The 20,783-nt window shown below is 41.4% G+C and carries 25 protein-coding genes and 1 pseudogene; 1 reads left to right on the top strand and 25 read right to left on the bottom strand.

Annotation, left to right across the window (positions count from 1 at the left end):
* The 9 genes and pseudogenes from G603_RS0113730 to G603_RS21650 all read right to left on the bottom strand — a co-directional run.
* A pseudogene (locus G603_RS0113730) lies at positions 1 to 297 on the bottom strand (MFS transporter); the annotation flags it as partial.
* A 46-nt stretch (positions 298 to 343) separates the two neighbouring features.
* Positions 344 to 712, bottom strand: coding sequence for a fluoride efflux transporter CrcB (gene crcB, locus G603_RS0113725; RefSeq protein WP_013282473.1), 369 nt, complete (start codon positions 710 to 712; stop codon positions 344 to 346).
* 32 nt (positions 713 to 744) lie between these two features.
* Complete coding sequence (locus G603_RS21655) at positions 745 to 1,671, bottom strand: GNAT family N-acetyltransferase (protein WP_013282472.1); 927 nt, start codon at positions 1,669 to 1,671, stop codon at positions 745 to 747.
* Between the two features lie 279 nt (positions 1,672 to 1,950).
* The gene (locus G603_RS0113710; protein WP_022766333.1) at positions 1,951 to 2,298 is read right to left on the bottom strand and encodes a type II toxin-antitoxin system HicB family antitoxin; all 348 of its coding nucleotides are present in this window, start codon (positions 2,296 to 2,298) and stop codon (positions 1,951 to 1,953) included.
* Positions 2,295 to 2,555, bottom strand: coding sequence for a type II toxin-antitoxin system HicA family toxin (locus G603_RS0113705; RefSeq protein WP_013282470.1), 261 nt, complete (start codon positions 2,553 to 2,555; stop codon positions 2,295 to 2,297). The genes G603_RS0113710 and G603_RS0113705 overlap by 4 nt, the downstream gene beginning before the upstream one ends.
* Before the next feature lie 78 nt (positions 2,556 to 2,633).
* A complete protein-coding gene (locus G603_RS0113700) occupies positions 2,634 to 3,962 on the bottom strand; it encodes a hypothetical protein (RefSeq protein WP_026670578.1) in 1,329 nt (442 codons plus the stop codon).
* The gene (locus G603_RS0113695; protein WP_026670577.1) at positions 3,943 to 4,941 is read right to left on the bottom strand and encodes an ATP-binding protein; all 999 of its coding nucleotides are present in this window, start codon (positions 4,939 to 4,941) and stop codon (positions 3,943 to 3,945) included. Before G603_RS0113695 ends, G603_RS0113700 begins: the two co-directional genes overlap by 20 nt.
* A gap of 3 nt (positions 4,942 to 4,944) precedes the next feature.
* Entirely contained in the window at positions 4,945 to 6,882 is a 1,938-nt protein-coding gene (locus G603_RS0113690; RefSeq protein WP_026670576.1) for a Mu transposase C-terminal domain-containing protein, read from the bottom strand.
* The gene (locus G603_RS21650) at positions 6,875 to 7,531 is read right to left on the bottom strand and encodes a hypothetical protein (protein WP_051207890.1); all 657 of its coding nucleotides are present in this window, start codon (positions 7,529 to 7,531) and stop codon (positions 6,875 to 6,877) included. The genes G603_RS0113690 and G603_RS21650 overlap by 8 nt, the downstream gene beginning before the upstream one ends.
* A gap of 653 nt (positions 7,532 to 8,184) precedes the next feature.
* Here G603_RS21650 and G603_RS0113680 point away from each other — a divergent pair.
* The gene (locus G603_RS0113680; protein WP_026670575.1) at positions 8,185 to 8,382 is read left to right on the top strand and encodes a (2Fe-2S)-binding protein; all 198 of its coding nucleotides are present in this window, start codon (positions 8,185 to 8,187) and stop codon (positions 8,380 to 8,382) included.
* Between the two features lie 44 nt (positions 8,383 to 8,426).
* Here the strand turns inward: G603_RS0113680 and G603_RS0113675 are convergent, their stop codons facing one another.
* The 16 genes from G603_RS0113675 to G603_RS0113605 form a co-directional block, all read right to left on the bottom strand.
* Positions 8,427 to 9,530, bottom strand: a complete 1,104-nt coding sequence (locus G603_RS0113675) for a hypothetical protein (protein ID WP_026670574.1) — start codon at positions 9,528 to 9,530, stop codon at positions 8,427 to 8,429.
* A gap of 61 nt (positions 9,531 to 9,591) precedes the next feature.
* Positions 9,592 to 10,131 carry a histidine phosphatase family protein gene (locus G603_RS0113670; protein ID WP_026670573.1) on the bottom strand — a complete coding sequence of 180 codons (540 nt, stop codon included), beginning with the start codon at positions 10,129 to 10,131 and terminating at the stop codon, positions 9,592 to 9,594.
* Between the two features lie 15 nt (positions 10,132 to 10,146).
* Positions 10,147 to 10,782 (bottom strand): YunG family protein, encoded by a 636-nt coding sequence (locus G603_RS20445; protein ID WP_242834885.1) that lies wholly within the window; start codon positions 10,780 to 10,782, stop codon positions 10,147 to 10,149.
* A 29-nt stretch (positions 10,783 to 10,811) separates the two neighbouring features.
* On the bottom strand, positions 10,812 to 11,252 hold the full coding sequence (locus G603_RS0113660; protein ID WP_051198004.1) for a GNAT family N-acetyltransferase: 441 nt from the start codon (positions 11,250 to 11,252) through the stop codon (positions 10,812 to 10,814).
* Complete coding sequence (locus tag G603_RS22430) at positions 11,155 to 11,526, bottom strand: hypothetical protein (RefSeq protein WP_155832681.1); 372 nt, start codon at positions 11,524 to 11,526, stop codon at positions 11,155 to 11,157. The genes G603_RS0113660 and G603_RS22430 overlap by 98 nt, the downstream gene beginning before the upstream one ends.
* 106 nt (positions 11,527 to 11,632) lie before the next feature.
* Positions 11,633 to 11,821 (bottom strand): hypothetical protein, encoded by a 189-nt coding sequence (locus tag G603_RS0113655; protein ID WP_242834884.1) that lies wholly within the window; start codon positions 11,819 to 11,821, stop codon positions 11,633 to 11,635.
* Positions 11,822 to 12,193: 372 nt separating this feature from the next.
* Positions 12,194 to 12,661, bottom strand: coding sequence for a cysteine hydrolase family protein (locus G603_RS0113650; protein WP_026525200.1), 468 nt, complete (start codon positions 12,659 to 12,661; stop codon positions 12,194 to 12,196).
* Positions 12,662 to 12,758: 97 nt separating this feature from the next.
* On the bottom strand, positions 12,759 to 13,685 hold the full coding sequence (locus G603_RS20440; RefSeq protein ID WP_051207888.1) for a glycoside hydrolase family 43 protein: 927 nt from the start codon (positions 13,683 to 13,685) through the stop codon (positions 12,759 to 12,761).
* Positions 13,686 to 13,698: 13 nt separating this feature from the next.
* The gene (locus G603_RS0113640; protein ID WP_026670572.1) at positions 13,699 to 14,100 is read right to left on the bottom strand and encodes a hypothetical protein; all 402 of its coding nucleotides are present in this window, start codon (positions 14,098 to 14,100) and stop codon (positions 13,699 to 13,701) included.
* A gap of 148 nt (positions 14,101 to 14,248) precedes the next feature.
* Entirely contained in the window at positions 14,249 to 15,379 is a 1,131-nt protein-coding gene (locus G603_RS0113635) for an aldo/keto reductase (protein ID WP_081669941.1), read from the bottom strand.
* Between the two features lie 44 nt (positions 15,380 to 15,423).
* On the bottom strand, positions 15,424 to 16,350 hold the full coding sequence (locus G603_RS0113630) for an aldo/keto reductase (protein ID WP_026525197.1): 927 nt from the start codon (positions 16,348 to 16,350) through the stop codon (positions 15,424 to 15,426).
* A 69-nt stretch (positions 16,351 to 16,419) separates the two neighbouring features.
* Entirely contained in the window at positions 16,420 to 16,686 is a 267-nt protein-coding gene (locus G603_RS0113625; protein WP_026525196.1) for a GIY-YIG nuclease family protein, read from the bottom strand.
* Positions 16,687 to 16,691: 5 nt separating this feature from the next.
* Complete coding sequence (locus G603_RS0113620; RefSeq protein ID WP_026670570.1) at positions 16,692 to 18,278, bottom strand: bifunctional metallophosphatase/5'-nucleotidase; 1,587 nt, start codon at positions 18,276 to 18,278, stop codon at positions 16,692 to 16,694.
* 114 nt (positions 18,279 to 18,392) lie between these two features.
* Positions 18,393 to 18,689 (bottom strand): STAS domain-containing protein, encoded by a 297-nt coding sequence (locus G603_RS0113615; protein WP_026525195.1) that lies wholly within the window; start codon positions 18,687 to 18,689, stop codon positions 18,393 to 18,395.
* A 103-nt stretch (positions 18,690 to 18,792) separates the two neighbouring features.
* Entirely contained in the window at positions 18,793 to 20,232 is a 1,440-nt protein-coding gene (nagE, locus tag G603_RS0113610; protein ID WP_026670569.1) for an N-acetylglucosamine-specific PTS transporter subunit IIBC, read from the bottom strand.
* A gap of 41 nt (positions 20,233 to 20,273) precedes the next feature.
* Positions 20,274 to 20,756 (bottom strand): PTS sugar transporter subunit IIA, encoded by a 483-nt coding sequence (locus G603_RS0113605; protein WP_035793275.1) that lies wholly within the window; start codon positions 20,754 to 20,756, stop codon positions 20,274 to 20,276.
* Positions 20,757 to 20,783: the final 27 nt, after the last annotated feature.

Genomic DNA, 20,783 nt, shown 5'->3' with positions numbered 1-20,783 from the left:
AGGTACGAGTGCCAGTGCAGGAATCGCCAGAGCCTGTATTACATAGCCTGTGATAACAAATGTCCAGTATTTCTTCGTTTTATCTGCTATAAATCCGGATATGAGCCTTAGTGAATACCCGCACAATTCTCCTATACCGGACACAAATCCGATGGTTGTAGCGGATGCCCCTGCGAGGTTCAGATATTCGCCCAATATGCTTCTGGCGCCTTCATGAGTCATGTCCGAAAACAGACTTACGATTCCCATCAGGGTTATAAATATTATGGCGCCAGACAAAGCCCTTTTTTTATCCATGTTCTACTCCACTAATCCCGATTTGCTTATTTCATTATCCTGAAATTCAAAGTTTTATTATCGTCGCAAGTTTCTTTCCGCATAGAATTCCAAATATGCAGCAACAACAACTCAGTACCACATATAATCCGCCATTCATATATTGTTTCTTCTCAAACAAATTAAAAGCTTCAAGGGAAAATGTAGAGAATGTGGTAAAACCTCCACACACCCCTGTCTTCCAGAAAAGAATGGTATTATCAGATACACTTTCTCGGTTACTGGTAATTCCAACAACGAATCCAATTAGTATGGCACCGAGGATATTTGTAATCAGAGTTAATATCGGAAAATAAGTCTTAACAGGAATCAGACTTATTGCATATCGCGCTACTGCACCCAAGGCACCACCAAGTGCTACAAATAGAAAATTCATATCAACCTCTCTATTGTCATATATACTGAAATTTAAAAAGTATTCTCTGCCTTACTCTTAAGATAGCTATCAGCCTTTTTAAGCATCTCTTTTTTGTTATCATACTCTATGGTATTGATAGCATCTTCAAGTTTAAGAATCTTCAGAGCTTTGACCTCGTCTGGTCTTGTTATGCTCGGAGATGAGTCTTTATACTTAGCAAGGAAATAAACTACCTGCTTTGTCACTCCAGGTTTTTCTGAAAGCGTATACTGTTCGCTTGCTCTAAATTCAGTGTCTAACTCGACTTTCAGATTTGTTTCTTCCTTTATTTCACGAAGCGCAGTTTCTATTTCAGTCTCGCCTTCTTCCATATGTCCTTTTGGAAAGCTGTGAGATCCGCTCATCTCCTCAACTAAAAGATATTTTATTACTCCACCGTCTATAGTGTATACTATTGCCCCGCAAGATTTTTCAAACTTATCATTGAATTCTTTTTTACCCAGTTCCATGTAAATATAAAGAGAAGGATCTTCTCCTAAAGCAATAACATACTCAGGCATTTCTTTCTGAATAAATCCCAACTTACGGTACAAATTTATTGCCTTGGCATTAGCTGGATGGGGATCAACCCACAGATTTTCAGCTCCTTGTTTAAAAGCTTCTTGAATAGAGTATAGTAGCGCCTGCGTTGCAATCCCTCGGCCCCTGGCAAATTCAAATAACTTAATATCCAAAGAAGCATTTTTAGTTTCCGAATCAATACGATATTGAGTCTCACCGCAGTATTTGCCATCTTCAAAAATTGAATAATGATTTTGCTTTGGTCTTGCAGATATGAATCTATCTAACCATTCTCGTACTGCTTCCCCTGTCTCATGCAATCCTCCTGGCCAGATATACTGCATGACGTCTTCATCTGCCCACAGGTTTTGTATATTCTTGATATCATCATATGTTGATTCTTTAATAGTTATCACTTAGTTCAGCCCCTAAATCTTTAGTTTGTCTTAGTCAGTTTTAACTGAAATCTAATCAGCGAAATGAATCACTTCTACAGATTATAATGTCCTAATTTTCTCCACAACTTTTTTAAACTCATCATATCTAATTTGCTCAGAAAAGGTTTCATACCCTTATTTTTTAATAGTTGAAACAAATAAAGAAAAGCCTTGTCATCAAGGCCTTTCCATTATAAAATCCATCTTTAGTTATCAGTTCTCGAATCGGCGAATTAACAAAAATATTGCGTCTTTGGGCTAACCTTCTAGGATGTCCAGTTCATCATCAATAGCTCTGGATACAAACTGGTTTATTGTGATTCCTTCATTGGCAGCATATAATGCAATTTTCTTGTGCTGTTCGGGTTTAATACGGACATTGAAGGAGCCTTTAAACTCACGCTCAGGCTCTTTACCAATCTTTTTGCAGTAATCCAGGTAATTATCTATACAGTCATGCATTGACTGGGAAAGCTCTTTTACCGATTCTCCATGAAAGTTCAGAGAATCATTGATTCCGAGAACATGACCGATAAAAATCTGATCTTCCTGGTCAAATTCTACCTTTGCATGATATCCGTTGTATTCCATCAGTGAACTTATCATTCTATCTCACCTACTTCCTTAAGAAATGCTATGACCATCTTTACATGATACCTGTACAGCTCATTGCCTGGGTGTGGACCGTCAAATTGAAGGATGCGCTTGGTTTCAACATGATAATAGCCTATTCCTGATCCTCTTCCGCCCTCGAACTTTTCGCAGCCACATTGCTTCATAAGTGCGTCCAGTTCTCTTATTGTAAAACTTGTCGGTGCGGGTTTGGACAGTATTTTTTCTAGTAATTTTGATTTCTTTGGCACAGTAATTCCTCTTGCAACTATTTTCTAGTTACAATATAACACTTTAGCCCTACCTCGTCAATTCCAACAGAGTAACAGCTAGCATTTCCTTATTTCATACATATCTTCATGTTTCAGATACAATACCTGATATGTCGGGATTATTAGTGTGTTCCATGGATCAGATATATATACTCCGCCTGTAGACGTTGCTGATTTCTTAAACTGGATCCATAGGTCATCTATCATATCTGACATGATGAAAAGTTTAAGATAAACTTTATCTGCTTCAGATTCGCCAATTTCGTAAAAACGCATCCCACCTACACAAGTAACATCTTCCAGAGTATATGACCGTAAATTTCTTTGCATTACAGGCCGGATGTTGTGTCCAAGGCAGGCTGCGCTGATAGCATCACTGGGCTCTTCGAAGCCCTGCATTATCCATGTGAAGCATATTGCGAGCAGTGTCATATCCGAATCACGGATACTGTCCACGTAATGTAAGGTGTTAACAGCGTTTTCTGACAGTGAGAAAATGCCCTTGCCTATGATAGACATATATTTTGCGAATAAAAAGCAGTCAACCATATCATAAGAGTCATACTCTGCAGGCATAATACGGAAGAACTTCTTTATGCGCTCAAATGGGTTATATACTACATTCTGCTGATTAAACCACGTGAAGAAACCCGCTTGAAAACAATCATATGTTTCCGGGCGTCGATCAACATACATTTTCGATATTATAGGCGTTTTATCTGCTTCTTTAGAAAGAATAGGTGAATAAAGATAACTTATATTTGAAGTGTACACTTTCCCATATTTTTCAAAAGATCTATTGATCACATCTGTATCATAAAAGTCATTTGGATTAGTCCTGCAACAAGGAAGGGGTAATAAATAAGCATTAAATCCTGTCCCTTTCTCATACGGACTGCATCTGATTCCTTCAGCGTGATAGAAATTATGTTCAAAAACAAATCTCCCATCCGTCCCTGTTCCCGGGTGGAAAGGGCAGGTCTTTACATAATGGAACTGATGGATTATGCTATGATATCCATCTTTCAGGCATTTGGGGCATATTCGCATATGATATGTACCAAAATAAGATCTTGCAGTGTTATAATCCATATGCGCAAAGATTTCCATTTTGTCTTTATACCACTGGGGCAAAATTTTATTAAGGCACTCGATTGTTTCTAAACTGTTTCTGCAATGTCCATCCATCTGAAATCCTTCTATATATTTCTTCTCGTTGGTCGCTTCAGCTCCAAGCATTTTGAGCGCATGTTTACTTGAACATATGTTGACCCTGCAAAAGTTTGCAAGAATGCTGAATATGGATTCATAAGGTCTCACCCATTTTTTATCCCATCTGTATTTTCTGGAAAAAAGTAAATCCTCTTTATTTAGTGTATTCATCATCTGATTCACCATAGCCCGAAAGCGCTACACAACTTTCAAGTTCCTTTCTCGTAGGGAATGCAATTGGACAGCTTCCCAGTTTTCCATGCATATTGAGGCAGATCACCAGTGAATCTATGAAATATTTCATGGGAATATCTTCTGACGCAATCCTCTTTTGAATCCTTACACGCTGAAATGCTTCCCAGAAGTCATTGCTGATATCAAAAAAGGTCTTACCATCTGCGTAAGGAAAATAAAAATCCACAAGTCCATCCGATAATATTTCATAGTCTGTCATGCAAACATGAAGTTTATCTACCGAAGCCATGCAGAACTGGAGCTCTTTGGGATCCTGTATACCAAAGAACTGGCTTTCATTGATCATGAAACGTCCAACTATCTGATCTTTGCCCTGAAGTTTAAAGGAATGCTTAAGATCCTTAAGTTCCCTTGTCCCGTACATGAACACAGATAACTGGATATCTTTTCCGCTAAGATTGTTATATAAATCCATAAGCCAGTAAAAATCCTTTTCCCTTAGTTTCCAGGCTTCATCAATGAACATGACTGCTTTCTTAAAGGGGGTCTCGTGAGCACGTAATATAAGCTCATTAAGAACTCGTTCTTTTAGTATTAGTGCGGTGCTGTATCTGGGACATTCATAGCCCATAGCCATAAGTATCGAGGCATAGAAGTTTCTCTCAGTTTCGGGGTGGTCAGTCACATTCCATATAATGACCATTTCACGGCTCCCATATTGATTTCTTATGGATTCAGCTACATAGTTCATGCACACCGTCTTGCCTATCCTGGCTCTTCCATAAGTAATACTCCCACAAGCTCCTATGCCGAGCCATGAATTGATTCTGCGTTCTTCATCAAGGATGCTCTTAGTCGGAAATACAAGCTTACGGGAAGTAAGATAGCGGATAGTCATCTGTGATATGAACTGTTCTGATATATTATTAGCTGATACAGCTTCTTTTGCAGAATACACGCATTAACCCTCCTTTCTGCTTTGGAACATCAACGTATAAAGGTCTTCCGGTGAAAGCCCTTTAATATCTTCATACCTTAGTACAGCCCCAGTTTCCTGTTTTTTACGTACAGTCTCCAGGTTAAATGTATTATTACTTTGCTGTTCTGCTGCTATGCCCTTGCTAATCTCACGTCTGACTATATCTGCCCTGGTAGCGTTTCTCCGGCTTTTCTTTCCCTTGTCATCAAGGCTTGATATATATGCATCTATCGGTGTATCAAATATTAGTTTTGATCTCCCACGCTCTCTGGCAAGCTTCAGGGCATTCTTTCTCGTCCTGACGGAATGTGATTTTGTACCGAATTCCCCACTTGCCTTAAGCGTGTCTATATATCTGCCATCCTGATCATATGCCTCAATACTGGAAATATCCCTGGGGTCATAAAGGATGGTTAGTGACTGTCCAAGGTAGTGTTCAGTGGCAGAGAGTATCTTGCTACGATACTCAGTACCCATAAACTGAATATATGCGTGTTTGCCATGTGTTGCCCTACCTCTGACAGTGCGTTTGTCCATCCTCATGTTCAGACGTTCTATGACTGATATGATCATATCTTCGTCAGCCACATATGGGTAAAGCCCTGCTTGATACAGTTTGCAGCTCATGCACTCTAAGGGTGAAAGTCCATCTACCCCTTTATGGGGTGTGTTATTATACTCAGCTATGAGAACATCTATCAGTTCAGTCATCTGTTCATATGTGACATCATATTTTATTGCATTTTTTTCGGGGGTTTTTCTGACAGGATCTTTGGTATCTGACCCGGTTGTTGATGGCAGCATATGGAATCCTCTGGACTCTAGCGTTCCGAAAAATCTTTCAACAATTCCTCTTGTTTCGGGAGTTGCAACAGATCCATAGTTAACGCAGCAGCCAAGCTCATCTACAAGTTTTCCTACCGTGTATGCTGACAGATGCGATTTTGCATTATCCAGCATTATTGAATCAAAGACTTCATATTTGAAATCAGAAAACGCGGTTGAATAGAAACCGCCATTAGATGGATACTGAAGTCCTTCGATGGTCAGATCCAGCAGAGTTTTCGGTATGATGGCATTTTTAATAGCATCCATGACATCATACTGGTCGTAATTAAATTCCTGAGAAAGGGAATATCCAAGGATACATCTTGTTGCTATATCTATCACGGCTATTAACCACGCCCTTGTAGCAACAACCTTGCTAACAGTGCCGTCTGTATTGGGTACATCAATTACATATTCGATATCTATGATGTGACCGTCAATCTGTACTGTAGCAAAAGGAGCCACCGGATTGACTGTAAGCCTGTGACCAATCCCTGTAGACGCTAGCTTTTGGGCAGTATTTTTATCAAATCTTCTGGCATTTAAAGAAATGTTATCAGCTTCAAGTTTATGGACATAGGCACACATGCTGACATATCCACGGTTTTCTGTAGTAAATGGGTACTGCCACTCTGTGATGCCAAGATTGCGGCATTCTTTAAGAAATAACCTATGAAGTGATGTTATGTTCATTTTCCTGACAAGCGTATATTTCCTGTCACCAAAATAACACCCTATTATGAACTCTTTCAATTGAGGATACTTCTCCAGAAGCTGATCAAACTCTCTGCCATGTCCTGATCTCGTTTCTCTAAAGGGTTTACTTCCTGTTAAAAGGCCGTGATATCCAAGAATATTCCCTGCATCATTTGAAGAAAGACATCTTTCTATCAGCGATACCATCCTCGAACCGGGGATACCTGTCATTTCAGTAATCTTTTTTACAGATTCGCCATCTATGTACATATCTACAGCCTGCTTTTTTAGCATATATCTACTTCTTTTAGATTCAGGGACAGTACTGATAAGCGGTTCAGTCCACATGCTCCTTGCCTGGCGGAGTTCTTCGATATTATATTTTTTATTAGCCAATGGAGATCACCTCCGTATCTGCAGAGATGCAGTCTGTATTCATATTGCTCAGTGTGACCAATCCTCTATAGTACAGATCTGAAATATAATCCAGCGCTCTGTACTTTTCTAGGCGCCCCATCTTTTCAAGTTCACCGATACATATATGCCTTTTTGCCTGGATAAAACTTAGGAAGATCCTGTCTGCATTTACTCCACAAGCTGTGAATCTTCTGGCCCTGGCTGCAAGAAGCGATATATTTCGGATATAGAAAGGTCCTGTTTCAATATTCTTTTCGTTTCGGAATACAAAATTGACATCATTCTGTAAGCACCACGCCGACTGGCAGGCAACCTTCACATGATCCTTACTATCATCAGAACTGCAAAGATATGCAACACCTTGATATTCTTCTGTTCCGTCTTTATATTTTACCCATGCATTGAACAGAACCTTTGACTCCTTCCCTCCTATATAGACAGTAGTTTCCAAAGGATATTCACAGTACCACTCCACATCAGGATTCATCTCAAGAGTAAGAATATTCTCATATTCAAGGTTAGAAAATACTGCTACTCTTCTCCGAAGTTTTCTGCTGTGAAATACCCAATAGTTACTGCCATAGCTTGAACTTCTCAGCCTGAAAATAGGTTCCTCGTATCGATACATTTTTAGTGCACCTCCTATCGATAAAATTAAGTTTATATAACGATAATATTATCGGCATAATTATATCCTTGGCACTCATATTCGGCTTTTTACACTTTTATCTTTAAAATTACGGCTTTTTACAAAAATAGCTTAAATGGTACGGCTTTTTAAGATTTTTAGCTTTAAAAATTTAACCTAAATGGAGAGTAATGTAAAATGTGAAAAAAAAGAAAGCTCATGGTTGTGAGCTTTCTCGTATATGTATATTTTACTGTTTTAGGTTAATCTGACAGATGACCATCGAAGAAAATATGAGAAATCTGGAAAATATGTTAAAGCAAAGCGTTGAAGACGGGCGATTCATCCCCGACCGACATCGTCAGAAGGAGTTTTCTCGCTAATTATTCATAAATTATGCCCCATTAATTGGCGAGACCAGACAATACTGAGAAAATCTCAAGCACTGCCTGGCCTCTAAAAAATAATTATTTGAAGTTTTTGTAATTCCTCGTCCTGTAGAAACATTTTAACTTGTGATAATGACTGATTCCTATTAGCAGAATTACCAAAAACTGCCTCTTTTGAAAGACTCATTCAAACCTGAAACAATCTGATGAAAGTGTTATCCGAATCTGCTATACTGAACCCAACAAATATCAAGGAGGTCCTGTATGAAACGTGAAAAAATAGCCTGCCACTGCAAAAATGTCAACTATGGAATGATCCTTGATGCCGTAAAAGGCGGCGCTGACACCTTCGAAAAAGTCCAGGAGATCACCGGATGTAGTACCGGCTGCGGACAATGCCGCGATTTCATCAGCACTATGGTTCGCGATATCCTGATGTTTCCTGAGGATTACGAATCCTGATTCCTAAACCATTTCTCCGCACCAATGCTCTTGGTGCTAAATAATCATTTTACCTTCACATTCTTTGACTTTGACCAGTCAGAGTAGTATTTCACGTTGTTTTTTTCTACGTATATTCTGATCTGGAAGTAATACTTCTTGTTTTTCTTAAGCTTTGAAATGGTATAAACTTTCTTACTGCCTTTAGCAGATTTTGCTTTATTTATGCTAAAGGTTTTTGTTTTAACATTTTTCCTGAAATTCTTGTCAGTTGAATATCTGATCTGATAACCTGCAACATCATTTACTTTCTTGAATGTTACGTCTACCTTCTTATTTCTGACAGCCTTTACCTTGGCAATTGAAGACTGACTGATCTGGGCGTTATTCAGTGAGAATGAATATTTTGAAGGCCATCCGTTTATATGGAGATAGTAAGTTCCTGTATTAAGGAAAACATCAACCGATTCATTAGAATTCTCATAACCGTCTTTTGCTGCTACTTCACGAAGATCGACATCTTTGAGAGTGAATCTTACAGTACTCTGAAATGATGAATATCTAAGAGTATATTTTCCGCTTCCGGGAATAGTTACCTTATACCAGTCCTCACTGTCTGTTTTTGTAAGGGCATCTGTGTAAGTGTTGCCCACTACTAAAGACTTAGGTGAATCATAGCTGTCAGGAGTCTCTGAAAAACCGAAGTTCTCGTAAGTAGTCTTTAATTTGTATTTGCCACTTGATTCACCGAGTCTGTTTTCAACAGTAATATAATATGTTCCTGCAGAAAGAACAGTAGCTTTAGTGTTTGTATATGGTGAATTCAAGTTCTCGCAAAAAACAGAGGTACTTTCAAGAACAGATGCGTTATCAAGACTCTGAGCATTTCTGATACAGCAAACCATATCTGATGAATTCTGTGCCATAAGAATTACTGTATATTTGCCATCTGCCGGAAGAGTCACTTTATAACAATCATGCTGACCCATTGCCAGGCCATTCCAATTCGCTGAATAATCAGTGCTTGGCTGCATGGAAGTAGGATTGGTGATGCTCCCCGCTGCCTGAGCTTTAATGGCTGCCTTAGGTGCAAATGCGGATGATGATGTAAAAGTAAGACATATCGCAAGTGCTAACGTTAGTAGTTTCTTTACATTTACTTTTTTCATACTTAGTTCCCCTTTCAATGCTCTATAGAGCAATTTCCCCATACCTTTTCACAACTCAATATTAGTCAAAATCGTATCTTCTTATCTCACAATTCTTTATGCCGAAGCTTGAAAACTCCTCGTTATCCATCTCCCTAAAATAGGACTCCACAATCCTTGCAATGCCGTTATGGGCCACCAGGATATATGTCTTATCATCATCCCTTATATCATCAAGAAGGTTGTATATCCTCTGAGCAAGCTGCATCATGGATTCACCTGTAGAAAAACGGCTTGCCATGTGCTTTTTGGCTTCATGGAACTCTGCTCCGTCCCTTGGAGTTGACTCATATCTGCCAAAGTTCTGCTCAATAAGACGCTGCTCGATCCTCATAGGGATCCCTGTCATCTCTGATATATGACGTGCTGTCTCGGAAGCTCTCACAAGCGGTGATGATAAAATCTCATCGGCCTTAATCCCTTCCGAAAGAATCTTCTCCCCGGTCTCTATCGCCTGCTCATGTCCTCTATCTGTAAGCGCTATGTCTGTGGCTCCGCAGATTTTGTTCTCTACGTTCCATACAGTTTCGCCATGCCTTACAAAATAAAAATGATCACTCATTCAATATCTCCCTTTTCAAAGCTTGGATAACAGCTCCTGTGCAAGACTGCTTCCCTTTTTAGCTGCATAGCTTGCCCATTTTTTAGCTTTGGCCGGATTTTTGTCTCCGTACTTTCCTGTAAAATACGCTTCTGCAAGCTCAGCTGCTGCATCTATGCTACCCTTTGCAGCCTTATCTATAAGCTCAAGCATGGATAATTTATTCAGCTTTTTACCAAGCTCTGCCTTAAGGTACAGATACCTCTCATGCTTCTCTTCTTTTCCGAAGTGCACTTCCCTGAGCTGTGCCGGGTTATTCTCGTAATTAAGAACCTCATCCCCAAACTGCTCACTGGTAAGATCAAAGGTCATTCCATCAATTACGTTGTAGCAATGGAAATTTCCGTCTTCAAGCTCTGTTCCGTAAACCTCTCCTCCAAATATGTCCTGAATGAGAAATGCTGTGATGGAACACTGTCCAAGCGTCATGTTTTCCTTAGTCCAATCATCTCTCATCCTGGGCGCACAGGTCTCCCTGCACCAAATCTCGGTCATGATATCATACATGAATCTGAGATCCTTTATTTTCTCAAATTCAGGGGTCTTGGGAGCTACCTTATCTGCATCCTGCCACCCGAAAAATTTATAAGTCCTCTTTAATTCCAATTCCATGTTTCTCTCCTTGTAATTCCTCTTAGCATTTATTCCATGAACTTACTCATCAGTACAAAGTTATCAGCGGGATAAAAGCCTAAACCGGAATAGAATTTCTCATGCTTGTCATCATTAACGCTGCTAAGCTCAACTATTGAAACCCCGTTCTCTCTGACTACCTCTTCTAAATGCTTCAGGAAAGCTGTGCCGTAGCCTTTTCCCTGATGGCCCATAAATATCACGATTTCCTCAAGAAAATAGCCCCGTATATCATCATATTCCTTGAAATATCCCATAAGATATCCGGTTATATTTCCTTCCTGATCTGTCTGAACCATACACATGGAATCCTCCATAGTTAAAACCTGATGGATTCTCTTATATGCCTTCTCATGTGTCCAGCAGCATTCCTCTACAGTGTTGTAGTATTCTGTGTATTTCTCTGCTACATACTGCAGGTCGTCTTCTGTCATTATTCTGTATTCCATTGTTTGTTAAATACGCTCCTGCTTTATCATTTAGAAATAAACATACCATAATCTTTAGGTAAGTCAATCGCACCATCCAAATGCTGCCGGTTCCGCATCCAAGCTCCAAAACCTTCATGCCTTCCGTGATCTCATAATTCGATACAATCCAATTACCATATCCCTGCTTGTTCGTGGAGCACTTATCATGAAATGATAATCTCGTATTTATCCCCTTTGATGATGAGTACTGCTCCTTTACTGCCTTTGAATCGTTTGAACTACCAATCTGCATTTTCTTAACCTCGCTTTTTATTATTGTGTTTAAAGCATAAAGTATTCCCTAAGGGCAAGGTCAAACATATTTTAAAAAAATATCACCCCTAAACTCTTTAAGGCTGTCACGCCTTCGATTCAAGGAACCATTTTGCTCCCCCCGGACAGTCCTCAAAATACAAATGTACCTCTTTTCCATCTACGATACATGTATAGACAAGCCCCGCTCCGCCTGCACGTCTGCTGGCTCCCGGAACGCAGTCCTTGACCCTTGTGATCTCATACCTCCTGCCATCCTCCCATACAATGGACAATGGCCTAATCTCCCCGTCAGACGAGAACCTTACAGTCGTATCCACATAAACCTTATAACCTATTCTCTTAGCCATAATGCTGCTATCACCTGCCATTCCGAAACTAAGGCATGCCCTGTGTACACTGCATACCCTGAATCAATGTAAAACCCATGCATGGTGAACAATTGTTCTGTTTGTGTTTCTAATTATACGAATGTATGTTCTGTTTTGCAACCACTAAATATAGTGCTGGGAAATTTATTGGACTCTATCGTCCAAAAGGCACATGGTGCCGTAAAAAAGCTGTCCCTGATCCATTTTCAGAGACAGCTATATTCATTAAAATTGTGCCAACCGCTTAGCATAGTTTTCTTTTTCCATTTATTTATTCTATTTGCCTGATCCTGAGGATAAAACCGTAACTCCCGCATCCTCAAGCTCTTCAAGCACCTTTTCGTAGATTTTCTCATCCCTGGCTCCGACGCATGACTTGACGATCTTGGTCTTATAGCCGTATTTTATGGCATCCATGGCTGTTTTCGCGATGCATGAGCTGCCATCAACGCCCACAAGCTCAAGCTCTGTGGCTTTCAGACATTTAATTTTATCAGTAAAAGCTTTTGATGAAAAAGCGCTGGGTTCATCCTTTTCATACACAAGATCAGACACCAAAAGCAGACCATCAGAAAGCTCATATCCGGCTCTGCTTCCGGTTAACCCAACATTTTTTACATAAACAATGGAAACATCCTCTTCTTCGTGCGCCAGACGGATCTTGCGATTTATGCTCTTCAAAAGCCCGTCGTCGTACTCATCAAGATATTTTTCCTGCATGTCAATGACTACAAGTGCCCTCATTAGTCCCCCTCTCTAATCCGTTTACCTGTTCATTGCTGCTTTTATTGATGCTTACTTTAAATTCTATCCCTATGCATGCATTTTTACAAGAAAAAATCTACTGAATCTTGTTTACGCCGCCGCATTTGTCGATTGTATCGATGGAACCGTCGGCGTTATAGGAAAACTCTGCCACGCAGACGCTTCTGTGGAAAAGGCTTCCCCCGGGCAGATCTCCTGTGTGATAAAAGAGATACGAGTGTCCCTTAAAATCAGCAATACCGGGGTGATTGGTGAAAACACCGTCCTCCTCTGTCATGATAACGCCCCCGTAAACCCAGGGACCTGTGGGTGATACTGAGGTTGAATAAGCCAAATGCTCATCCTTTTTATCTACGCCGAAGGCCGCATAAACCATGTAATAAAGGCCATCCCTCTTATAAAACCAGGGGCCTTCACCATAGGAAGTACCTGTGTCATGACTGCCCTTCGCAAAGGATTCCTCAGTCATGGGAATCTTCACTACGCCAACCTTTTCATCATAAGAGATCATGTCCTCATTCAGCAGAACGTAGCGCAGCTCCGGATTTCCGAAATAAAGATAAGCCTGTCCGTCATCATCTATGAAAACTGTGGGATCTATGTCATTCCAGTCTCCTTCATCCACAAGTGGATGGCCAAGATCCTTAAAGGGACCTGCCGGATTATCGGAAACGCCGACAGCTATGGCCATTCCTCCGTTTTTCTTATGAACAGGGCAATAAAGGTAGAATTTACCGTTTCTCTCTACCGCCTGAGGCGCCCAGGCCCTGTCGTCTGCCCATTCAATATCATCCAGTGAAAAAATAACGCCGTGATCAGTCCAATTCACCATGTCAGTGGTTGAAAAGCAGCGCCAGTCCTTCATTGTATAGAAATCATTAATAAGCTCATCCTCGTCATGAGTTGTGTAAAGATAAAGTGTATCTCCCAAAACCATCGGCGCAGGATCAGCGGTATAGATGTTTTTTATAATCGGATTTTCACAAAAATTCTTATCTCCCATTGGGTCATTCTCCTTAAAGTAATGTATTAACCAGGAATCGCTGCAGAACCTGAGAAACCACCAGCAGAGCGCAAATTGCAGCGATACTCATGAGCCAGAACTGCGCAACACTGTACTTAAAGCTCTTCCAGCACTTGTAGATTCGAACCAGTGCTATAAGATAGAACGCAATTATTGGAATTATAACAAGGGCAAACACCTGATATGAAAACAGGAAAAATATGAACATACCTGCCATTGTTCCTGCCCACAGCTTCATAAGTGAATCCTTGGGATGCTTATCCGTAACCTCCAGGGTCTTTTCCGAGATCTCATCCACGTCCATAAAAATCTTTTTAAAATTGATGGTAAAGCGACCCTCGTAATCCTTAAGCGCTTTTACCTCAAAATCTGTATCATCGCCCCAGTTTCCCATAAAAACCTCCAATACATTAAAGTCACCCTAATTATACCCACAAAAAGAGCAGTACACTATTCACTAATAGTCATGTACTGCTCAAATTGTGCTATTTATTTGGTGTTATGACTTCCCTCACCGGATACTTAAGGAAGCCTTACCCTTATCAGCCCTCAAATTCCTTGGCAACGTCCTTAAGCAGAGCACGGATCTCCAGGTGCTGAGGGCAGGCATTTTCGCAGCCGCCGCACTCGATGCAGGCACTAGCTTTACCCTTATCGCCGGATGTAATTACGTTTTCGTAGTACATCTTCTGGTTCCAGTCGTTGAAGATCTTTCTGGTGTTCATGCAGGAGAAAATCTCCGGAATCATGATGTTCATGGGGCAATGATTCTGCTCAACGCAGTAATGACATGCTGTGCAGGGAATTGTATCAAGGCCCTTGTAGATGCCTGTAACCTTAGCGATAGCGCCAAACTCGTTCTCATCAAGAGGCTTAAAATCCTTCATGAAGGATACATTGTCCTTCATCTGCTCGAAATCGCTCATGCCGGAAAGAACAACTCTGATACCTTCCTGTGTAGCTGCGAATCTGATAGCGTAGCTGGCATTTGATAAGCCTGAACCGGTCTCATCATATACCTTCTGAGCTGCTTCAGGAAGATTTACAAGGCTTCCGCCCTTTACAGGCTCCATTACAACTACGGGCTTGCCATGCTTTTTGCAAACCTCAAGGCACTTACGGCTCTGAACGCCGGGATCCTCATAGTCGAGATAGTTGAACTGAATCTGTACAAACTCAACATCGGGATAAGTTGTAAGGATATTGTCCAAAACATCTGCGCTGTCATGGAAAGACAGACCTACGTGCTTGATCTTACCCTCTTTTTTCAGGTCAAATGCTGTCTCGTATGCTCTGCACTTCTTGAAGTGCTCGAAATTCTTGGCATTCTGCGCATGCATCAGATAAAAATCAAAATACTCTACGCCGCAAAGCTCAAGCTGACTCCGGAAGAAAGGTCTGATATCCTCTTCCTTGCTGAAATAGGGCTCTGTCAGCTTATCTGCCAGAAGGAATTTCTCTCTGGGATATCTGTCAGAAACAGCCACCTTAACTGCTTTTTCTGATTTTCCATCGATATATCCGTGTGCGGTATCAAAGTAGTTAAAACCGTTATCGATGAAGTAATCTGCCATCTGCTTAAACTGCTCGATATCTACTTCTGTGCCCTTCATCGGCAGTCTCATGCAGCCAAAGCCAAATAATTTTTTAATCTCCGGAAATGAATTATCCATATATAGTCCTCCAACCTACGCTTATTTCTGCGTTTATTAACTTTTTACGGTAAAAACTTGCCTGATGCAAGATACAGTTCATACCACTCGTGGTGAGTAAGATTAGCCTTTGTTGCATCACAGATATCCTTGAGATGTGCGGGATTCATGGTGCCTGCGATAGCCTGCATCTTTGCGGGATGCCTTAAGATCCATGCGATTGCAACAGCGGTCTTGGAAATTCCGTACTTATCGCCGATCTTTGCAAGTGCTGCATTAAGCTCAGGGAAATCAGGATGATCAACGAAGCAGCCCTGGAACATGCCGATCTGCAGAGGTGACCAAGCCTGAATAGTAATATCGTTAAGTCTGCAGTAATCCAGAATGCCGTTATCTCTGTCGATTGAACGGTCTGTTGTCTTATTGTTTAAGTATAGCACAGTATCTATAAGCTGTGTCTGATCAAGTGAAAACTGCAGCTGATTGAAAACAAGAGGCTGTTTAACATATTTTTTTAAAAGCTCAAGCTGACCGGGAGTAACGTTGCTGACACCAAAATGTCTTACCTTTCCCTCTGAATGGAGCTTGTCAAAGGCCTCTGCCACTTCCTCAGGATCAAAAAGAAGATCCGGGCGGTGGAGCAAAAGTGCATCAAGATAGTCTGTTTTAAGTCTTGCAAGTATGCCGTCAACACTGCTTAAAATATCTTCCTTACTCCAGTCAAATTCCTGGCGGTCAAAATGTAGGCCGCATTTGCTCTGAATGAAAATATCCTCTCTATTAAGTCCTGTAAGCGGGAATGCATCGCCAAAACGTGTTTCTGCCTCGCCATCCCCATAGCAGGTGGCATGATCAAAATAATTGATTCCGGCTTCTGATGCGGTTTTAATGATTTTAGCAGCACCATCTACGTCAAGAGCAGGCATTCTCATGCATCCAAGAATGATTCTTGATACGTTCTGAGGCCCATTTGCTACATTTATATAATCCATGATTTTTCCTCCTGTCATTAAATCAAATGTGCACAATTTATGCTAACAAATTGCGGGCTCTCTTACTTATTATGGATTGAAATGGGTATTATCATTTTTTGTTGTGATGAGCTTCATCTTCTCTGCGCGGCTAAGCTGCTTGATATGCCACTCCCTGCTCATGGCTTCCTCCTTTGTTTCAAAGGCTTCGTAATATACTAGCTTAACCGGAAGTCTGGGCTTTGTGTACTTCGCTCCCTTCCCGGCATTATGGTCAGCCATGCGCCTCTCAAGGTCATTGGTCCAGCCGCAGTACAGGGTTCCGTCCGCACATTCAACTAAATATGTGTAATTCATTTTTATCAAAACCTCACCTTATACCTGCAATTGTCGATCTCTCCTACGGGAGAATTCCTCTTTATAAAATCAATCAAAAGATCCGGCATCTCCTCGGTATAGGTTCTTACGGTCCTGCCCCTGGCTATGCTCTTATATCCGCCGGTTCCTGTGGCCCTGTAATTGCTTGTCACGATGGTGTACTTTTCATCCGGAAAAATCTCAGTTCCATCAAGCTTTTTGAGCATCACAACCCTGTCACCTACAGGCCTTGATATGTCGAACTCATAACAAAGCCCTGCAAAATAGTCATAGTTATAGTGCTCAACCTTAGGCTTCAAAAAGGCCTCCGACACGCAGATTTCTCCGGTTTTTTCATCTATGGAAAAATACTCTGCGGAGCGCTCAAGGGCTTCCTTTAGGTCTGCTCCAGTGATCTCCTTCACAACCTCTGTATTGGCAAAACGGTATATGTTAAGCACATCGCGAACAGTAATATTCTTCGGAAGTCCCAGAGGATCATTGGAGATGCTTGTACTTGAAAAATCTGCTCCTGTAAACTCCAATTGAACCTGATTGAAAATCGCCGCAACCTTACTGCCATTAATGGCACATTCAAGCTTTTGTTCCGGCTCTATTTCTTTTTCAAGGCAGCCGATTGGCTCATCAAGCCATATCTGCAGATCCTGATTCATCTTCTTAAGTCCCGGATTTGCATCATTAAGCTTTTCAAAATCTGCGTAGTGCTTCTCCACCGGTATAAGGAATGACATAACGCTAAAGCCGCTATGGGTAAGCGTTCTGCCCTTGATATCCCTGTTATCATCCATACCCACATATTCAGCGTCAAGTACGCAGTATTGCATGGCTTTGTCCGGAGGCTGCACGCCGTAGGTTCCGCTCATGGCAACGCCTTCAATGGGTTTGTGCTGATGCCCCGTCAGAATAATATCAAAATTCATCTCTCTGATTATCCTGCAGGCCTGATTTTCCGCTGTATCTGAAAGCACGGTGCCTGTGGTCAGATCCTCCTCGAAGCCGCCGTGATAAATGCAGACCTTAATATCACACTTTCCCTCAAGCTCTTCATTTTCCTTTTTTAAAGCATCTATCGGATCTTCAATTATATAGTTAATGAGATTCCTTTCCTGCTCCCAGACATTCACAAACCCTGTCACAGCGCCTGTTATGCCGACTTTTGTGCCATCCTCCAGGATGTGGATCACGTGCTTTTTGATGTCAAGTCCGCATGTTTTGTCTATAACATTGGCGCACACCAAAGTGGCCTTCATGGCCTCTGCAAAATCCTTAAAGGCCTCATATCCATAGTTAAAATCATGGTTCCCAAATGTGTAGTAATCAAGCCCCATGGCATTAAAACCCTCCGCCATGGGATTTAAATCATACTCATCCATGTGGCTTAAATAATATGCCATAAGAGGCGTACCCTGCAGATTGTCGCCGCCGTCGATTACAAGGGTGTTTCCATCCTTTTCTTTTTCGCCCTCCATCTGGGCTGCGATGCTCAATAGCCCGGAATTTTCCTGCTCCCCCGTGGCATAATTTATTGGAAAAACATGACCGTGTGTGTCTGAAGTAAAAATGATTCTCATTTTTATTTTCCTTAGTAGAATAATGAATTTATAAAAAGGCTTTAACCTGCGTATAAACTAAAAAATCTGAGTGAAGCGCTTTCGCACAACACTCAGACTCTGGATCATATATTATTATTCGATGGTCAAAATATCACTAAAGCCTGTCACCTCGAAAATCTCGCTGATCTCATCGCTGACATTTTTGATAACCATAGTGCCCTGCTTGTTCATAACCTTCTGAGCAGACAAAAGTACGCGAAGACCCGCAGATGAGATATACTCCAGCTTTGCAAAATCAAGTTCCAGCTTCTCTACACCTTCAAATGAACTCTTCAGTTCCTCTTCAAGCTGAGGCGCTGTCGTGGTATCAAGTCTTCCCTCAATCGCTACCTTTAAGCTGTTACCATCTTTATTCTTGTTAATCGTCATTACTGCGCATCTCCTTTCAAAGACTTATTAGTCTCAACTAGATTATAACCTTGAAATCATAATAAAACCATGCGATAAATCAACATATTTAATTAAATTTCTATTAAAGCATCTTCTTTAATTCATCATGAACGAACTGTACCTTAGGTCCTACAATAACCTGAACTGTTGTCTTGGAAGGACGGATAATACCTGCAACACCGGCTTTCTTAATAGCCTTCTCATCCACCTGAGTATAATCATTTATCTCAGCACGGATTCTTGTTGCGCAGTAGTCAAGTTCTTTGATGTTTTCCTTACCGCCAAGACCTGCAAGAACAAGGCTTGCAATAGATGTGAAGTCATCATTTGCAAGAACAGCGCCTTCATCCTCTTCTTCATCATCAGCTCTTCCGGGAGTCTTTAAGTCAAACTTCAGAATAACGATTCTGAAAATAACATAATAGATAACGCCAAATACCAAGCCTATCGGAATCAGGATCCAGGGATTAACAGCCATAGGAGCCTTGAAGCTGAGTATCCAGTCTACAAGACCTGCTGAGAAGTTGAATCCGATTCTGAAAGGAAGCAGTGTACAAATGATAGCTGATACGCCTGTAAGAGCTGCATGTACAAGGTAAAGGCCGGGAGCCATGAACATAAATGCAAATTCAAGAGGCTCTGTGATACCTGTAAAGAATGATGCCAGAGCACCGGCCATAAGCAGTGCTGCAGCTTCTTTTTTCTTGGTATCCTTGGCTGTGTGATACATTGCAAGAGCACCTGCAGGAAGACCGAACATCATAACCGGGAAGAATCCTGTCATGTACTGTCCTGTAACACCCTTTACTGCTCCGTCAGCGCCTGACCAGAAAAGGCCAAGGTCGTTGATTCCTGCTGTATCGAACCAGAATACCGCATTCAGTGCGTGGTGCAATCCAAGAGGAATAAGCGCACGGTTAAGCATTGCATAGATACCTGAGCCCACAGGGCCAAGGCCGATGATAGCTGTTCCGAAAGCAACGAGTGCAGCAAAGATAAGAGGCCATACAAAATAGAGAATAGCCGCTGTAATAATGGATGCACCTGCGGTTACTATTGCTACGCATCTCTTTCCGCTAAAGAATGCCAGCCAGTCCGGAAGCTTAGTGTCCTTAAATCTGTTGTAGCAGCTTGATCCGATAACACCTGCGAGAATACCGATAAACGCATTGCTGATCTTGGAAAAAGCTGCAGGAACTTCTGATACGTCAACCCCTTTGTACATGGCAACAGCGCCTGAACTAAGGAGTGTCGTGATCATAAGGAAAGATACAAGACCTGCCAAAGCACTAGTGCCGTCATGATCCTTTGCCATGCCCACGGAAACACCGATAGCGAACAGGATCGGAATCTGATCAATGATAGCGGAAGCAGCTTTTATAAAAAACGCCGCAAGAACGCTGTTTGCGCCCCATCCGCTGGGATCGATCCAATAACCGATACCATAGAGAATACCTGCTGCAGGAAGAACCGCTACAGGCAACATCAGTGATTTGCCGATTTTCTGTAAATACTTCATCATACAACAACACCTCCCACTACTTTATTAAATTGTTAGTTATATTACTGACTAAGAAGGATTACAGGTTCCCCGACTACCGCCTTACCACTCACCTTTTCAAGCCCCTTAAACTTGGCGTGATTAGAAATAATCACAGGTGTTATTATATCGTAGCCGGCGCCTTTAACGCCTTCTATGTCTACTTCTACGATCAGGTCACCCTTTTTTACTCTGGTTCCCTGCTGCGCGTGTATTGTATAAAATTCCCCATTTAATTTTACAGTGTCTATTCCGATGTGAACCAAAAGCTCGGCTCCATCATCAGTGTTTATGCAATAAGCATGTCCCGTAGGAAAAACAGCCACCAGCTCACCGTCCGCAGGAGCATAGAACTTGCCCTCAGAAGGAATAATAGCCACTCCTTTTCCTACCATTTCCTGCGAAAATGTGGGATCACTCACAGTTTCTATTGGAACTATCTCTCCATTTACAGGTGCTGCTATCTCTATTTTGTTGCCATGAAAAAGCTTATCAAACAGTCCCATTTTTATGTCCCCTCGAATAAAATCTTA

Source organism: Butyrivibrio sp. AE3006, assembly GCF_000424165.1.
In the GTDB taxonomy this organism is placed as follows: Bacteria; Bacillota; Clostridia; order Lachnospirales; family Lachnospiraceae; genus Butyrivibrio.
Note: the sequence above shows the minus strand (reverse complement) of the source record. Positions and strands in the feature narration are given on the sequence as shown.

Coding starts and splice junctions, on each gene's coding strand:
- G603_RS21650 (WP_051207890.1), bottom strand. CDS start 7,531: ATGTATCGATACGAGGAACCTATTTTCAGGCTGAGAAGTTCAAGCTAT.
- G603_RS0113625 (WP_026525196.1), bottom strand. CDS start 16,686: ATGAATTACACATATTTAGTTGAATGTGCGGACGGAACCCTGTACTGC.
- G603_RS20445 (WP_242834885.1), bottom strand. CDS start 10,782: ATGGAATTGGAATTAAAGAGGACTTATAAATTTTTCGGGTGGCAGGAT.
- G603_RS0113635 (WP_081669941.1), bottom strand. CDS start 15,379: ATGGATAATTCATTTCCGGAGATTAAAAAATTATTTGGCTTTGGCTGC.
- G603_RS20440 (WP_051207888.1), bottom strand. CDS start 13,685: ATGGGAGATAAGAATTTTTGTGAAAATCCGATTATAAAAAACATCTAT.
- G603_RS22430 (WP_155832681.1), bottom strand. CDS start 11,526: ATGCAGATTGGTAGTTCAAACGATTCAAAGGCAGTAAAGGAGCAGTAC.
- G603_RS0113700 (WP_026670578.1), bottom strand. CDS start 3,962: ATGATGAATACACTAAATAAAGAGGATTTACTTTTTTCCAGAAAATAC.
- G603_RS0113640 (WP_026670572.1), bottom strand. CDS start 14,100: ATGGGAAACTGGGGCGATGATACAGATTTTGAGGTAAAAGCGCTTAAG.
- G603_RS0113630 (WP_026525197.1), bottom strand. CDS start 16,350: ATGGATTATATAAATGTAGCAAATGGGCCTCAGAACGTATCAAGAATC.
- G603_RS0113605 (WP_035793275.1), bottom strand. CDS start 20,756: ATGGGACTGTTTGATAAGCTTTTTCATGGCAACAAAATAGAGATAGCA.
- G603_RS0113670 (WP_026670573.1), bottom strand. CDS start 10,131: ATGAGTGATCATTTTTATTTTGTAAGGCATGGCGAAACTGTATGGAAC.
- G603_RS0113650 (WP_026525200.1), bottom strand. CDS start 12,661: ATGAGGGCACTTGTAGTCATTGACATGCAGGAAAAATATCTTGATGAG.
- G603_RS0113615 (WP_026525195.1), bottom strand. CDS start 18,689: ATGACGATTAACAAGAATAAAGATGGTAACAGCTTAAAGGTAGCGATT.
- nagE (WP_026670569.1), bottom strand. CDS start 20,232: ATGATGAAGTATTTACAGAAAATCGGCAAATCACTGATGTTGCCTGTA.
- G603_RS0113680 (WP_026670575.1), top strand. CDS start 8,185: ATGAAACGTGAAAAAATAGCCTGCCACTGCAAAAATGTCAACTATGGA.
- G603_RS0113675 (WP_026670574.1), bottom strand. CDS start 9,530: ATGAAAAAAGTAAATGTAAAGAAACTACTAACGTTAGCACTTGCGATA.
- G603_RS0113710 (WP_022766333.1), bottom strand. CDS start 2,298: ATGATAAGTTCACTGATGGAATACAACGGATATCATGCAAAGGTAGAA.
- crcB (WP_013282473.1), bottom strand. CDS start 712: ATGAATTTTCTATTTGTAGCACTTGGTGGTGCCTTGGGTGCAGTAGCG.
- G603_RS0113620 (WP_026670570.1), bottom strand. CDS start 18,278: ATGAGAATCATTTTTACTTCAGACACACACGGTCATGTTTTTCCAATA.
- G603_RS0113660 (WP_051198004.1), bottom strand. CDS start 11,252: ATGGAATACAGAATAATGACAGAAGACGACCTGCAGTATGTAGCAGAG.